Origin of the sequence: Pseudoduganella sp. RAF53_2, from assembly GCF_052113985.1 — a bacterium.
Classification (GTDB): domain Bacteria; phylum Pseudomonadota; class Gammaproteobacteria; order Burkholderiales; family Burkholderiaceae_D; genus Rugamonas.
Genome location: NZ_JBFRDW010000692.1, coordinates 1 through 3,072 on the forward strand (window position 1 = coordinate 1; position 3,072 = coordinate 3,072).

The 3,072-nt window shown below is 59.9% G+C and carries 4 protein-coding genes; 1 reads left to right on the forward strand and 3 read right to left on the reverse strand.

The window, feature by feature from the left end; translation table 11 throughout:
• The 3 genes from AB4Z11_RS27870 to AB4Z11_RS27880 form a co-directional block, all read right to left on the reverse strand.
• A partial coding sequence (locus AB4Z11_RS27870) for an Orn/Lys/Arg decarboxylase N-terminal domain-containing protein (RefSeq protein ID WP_442029087.1) occupies window positions 1-1,300 on the reverse strand: 1,300 nt, incomplete at its 3' end.
• 96 nt (window positions 1,301-1,396) lie between these two features.
• Window positions 1,397-1,999, reverse strand: a complete 603-nt coding sequence (locus tag AB4Z11_RS27875) for a DUF4337 domain-containing protein (protein ID WP_442029088.1) — start codon at window positions 1,997-1,999, stop codon at window positions 1,397-1,399.
• A 25-nt stretch (window positions 2,000-2,024) separates the two neighbouring features.
• Window positions 2,025-2,513 (reverse strand): dihydrofolate reductase, encoded by a 489-nt coding sequence (locus tag AB4Z11_RS27880; RefSeq protein ID WP_442029089.1) that lies wholly within the window; start codon window positions 2,511-2,513, stop codon window positions 2,025-2,027.
• Window positions 2,514-2,776: 263 nt separating this feature from the next.
• Between AB4Z11_RS27880 and AB4Z11_RS27885 the strand changes: the two genes are divergently transcribed.
• Window positions 2,777-3,072 (forward strand): carbamoyl-phosphate synthase domain-containing protein (locus AB4Z11_RS27885; protein ID WP_442029090.1); only part of this gene is annotated, 296 nt, incomplete at its 3' end.

A 3,072-nucleotide genomic window follows, 5' to 3' on the forward strand; every position in this document is an offset into this window, starting at 1 on the left:
AAGTGGAGGTGTGCATCAGGTAAGCCTCGTTGAAGGCATCCTTGTCCAGCTTCACGGATTCGGAATCGCGCACCAGCACCTGCGAAGCCTGCGACAGGCCCGCCAGCAGCTTGTGGGTCGACTGGGTCGAGAAGATCAGCGATTCCTTGGCGCGCGGACGGTCCTTGCCGATCGCGTGCATGTCTTTGTAGAAATCGTGGAAGGTGGCGTGCGGCAGCCAGGCTTCGTCGAAGTGCAGGGTGTCGATTTTCCCGTCCAGCATTTCGCGCAGCACTTCCACGTTGTACACCACGCCGTCGTAAGTCGACTGGGTGATGGTCAGGATGCGCGGCTTCTTGTTGCCGGCCGCCTGGGCGAACGGATTGTTGGCGATCTTGCGCTCGATGCTCTCCATCGTGAACTCTTCCAGCGGGATCGGGCCGATGATGCCGAGGTGGTTACGGGTCGGCATCAGGAACACAGGGATCGCGCCGCACATGATGATCGAGTGCAGGATGGACTTGTGGCAGTTGCGGTCCACCACCACGATGTCGCCCGGCGCCACGGTGGAGTGCCAGACCATCTTGTTCGAGGTCGAGGTGCCGTTGGTCACGAAGTAGGCGTGATCGGCGTTGTAGATGCGTGCTGCGTTGCGCTCGGAGGCGGCGACCGGACCGGTGTGGTCCAGCAGCTGGCCCAGCTCCTCCACGGCGTTGCAGACGTCGGCGCGCAGCATGTTCTCACCGAAGAACTGGTGGAACATCTGGCCGATCGGCGACTTCAGGAACGCCACGCCGCCGGAGTGGCCAGGGCAGTGCCAGGAGTAGGAGCCATCGTTCGCGTAATGCACCAGGGCGCGGAAGAAGGGCGGCGCCAGGCTGTCCAGGTAGGACTTGGCTTCACGGATGATGTGGCGCGCCACGAACTCCGGCGTGTCCTCGAACATGTGAATGAAGCCGTGCAGCTCGCGCAGGATATCGTTCGGGATGTGGCGCGAGGTGCGGGTTTCGCCGTACAGATAAATAGGGATGTCCGCATTTTTGTAGCGGATCTCTTCCACAAAGGCGCGCAGGGCCTTCAGCGCGGAGTCGGTTTCTTCGACGCTGCCGCCGCCGAATTCTTCATCGTCGATCGACAGGATGAAGGCCGAGGCGCGCGACTGCTGCTGGGCGAACTGGGACAGGTCGCCGTAGCTGGTCACGCCGAGCACTTCCATGCCTTCCTTTTCCATCGCCGCGGCCAGGGCGCGAATGCCCAGACCAGACGTGTTCTCGGAACGGAAATCCTCGTCGATGATAACGATGGGGAAACGGAATTTCATGAAGTTCTCCAGGCGCGTACCGGGCGCCAAAAAAATAAGACCGGGATTGTCGCAGAATTTGCGGAATCCCGGTAAAAAAAGTTGCAACGGGCTTGCTTAGTGCCCGCCACCCATCAAAGCGCTGATCGGATCGATATGGAACCAGGCGAAGACACCCAGCGCGATACCCGCCGCGGCCACAATATACGTGGCGATCTGCAGCCACTTGCGGCTGGTCAGCAGGGTAATCGCGGCCAGCGAAATCGCGATCTGTTCCGCGGTGGTCGCCAGCGCCCACTGGTGATGCTGATGCAGCGCGTTGTCCGACTTCTTGTCCCACTCCGACGACTTGGCTTCCCAGGACTCGGCATCTTTCTTGATCTCGTCCTTTTCGGACTTGTAGCGGGCCACTTCGGCCTTGTACTTTTCCGGGTCCACGCCGGGCAGGGTCATGGCCAGTTCGGCCAGGTTCTGCTTGGCGGACTTGGACTGGTAGTAATTCCAGCGGTTGGACGCCTCCGTCTTGGCGATTGCCGCATTGTTCTTGAACAGGGCCGCATCGTTCTGGGTGGCGCCGCCCTGATAACCGAACATCGCACCTATGGTCGCCAGGATGGCGGTGGTCACGGCGATGTTGCCGGAAAACTTGTCAGTGCTATGGGCTGCGTGTTCCACCGCGTGGTCATGCGGGCCGTGGACGTGAAAACCGTGTCCGGACATTTGTCTCTCTTCCTAGATTAATGAATCAGCGCTTCGTGCGGCGCATGGTAATGAAAGCGTAAGGCAGGCCATCGGCCGACACATGCTCTTCGCGTGCAGTTTCCTGCCAGTCTCCGGCGGGCAGCGCCGGGAAGAAGGCGTCGCATTGGAACTTGCCGCCAACGCGGGTCAGTACGACTTCGTCCGCAAAACTCAGCGACTGCTCGTAAATATTCGCGCCGCCAATGATGAAAGCCTGGGCATCGGCAGCGACGAGCTTGCGCGCGGCGTCCAGCGAAGTGACGGCTTCCACGCCGTCGTGGCGCCAGTCCGCGTTGCGGGTGACGACGATATTGCGGCGGTTGGGCAGGGGACGCCCGATCGAGTCGAAAGTCTTGCGGCCCATGATGATGGCGTGGCCCGTGGTCAGGCGCTTGAAGTGCGCCAGGTCTTCCGGCAGGCGCCAGGGCAGGGTGTTGTCGATGCCGATGCCGTTGTCCTGATCGGCGGCGACGATGATAGTCAATAGTGTCATGGCCGCCATTATATATCGACGAAGTTTACGTCTCTGTTACCGCACTGTTTCTCCACGTTTCCAAACCTGCATGTTGTGGAATTGCCGCGAGCCAACTTTATTTAGGGCCTTGTGACGATTGGAGAGTTTGTTGCTGACCCTCATGTCCTATCGTTAGAAATGCGCGCAGCATACATGCAATACAGAAACAACCAATAGGACTTTGTTAATCAAATCCTGAAGTAGGAGGAATAATGAAACATCCACTCCAGCATGCCTTGGGGATGGTTGAGCGCGCAGTATTGGCCCTTGCCGACGGCAGCATTTTCCACGGTGTCGCGATTGGCGCCGCCGGCAGCACCAAGGGCGAAGTCGTGTTCAACACGGCCATGAGCGGCTACCAGGAGATCCTGAGCGATCCCAGCTACAGCCGCCAGATTGTCACGCTGACTTACCCGCACATCGGCAACACGGGCGTGAACCGGGAAGACGGCGAATCTCCACGCATTCACGCGGCAGGCCTGATCATCAAGGACCTGCCGCTGCTGGCCTCCAACTTCCGCAGCGAGCTGACCTTGCC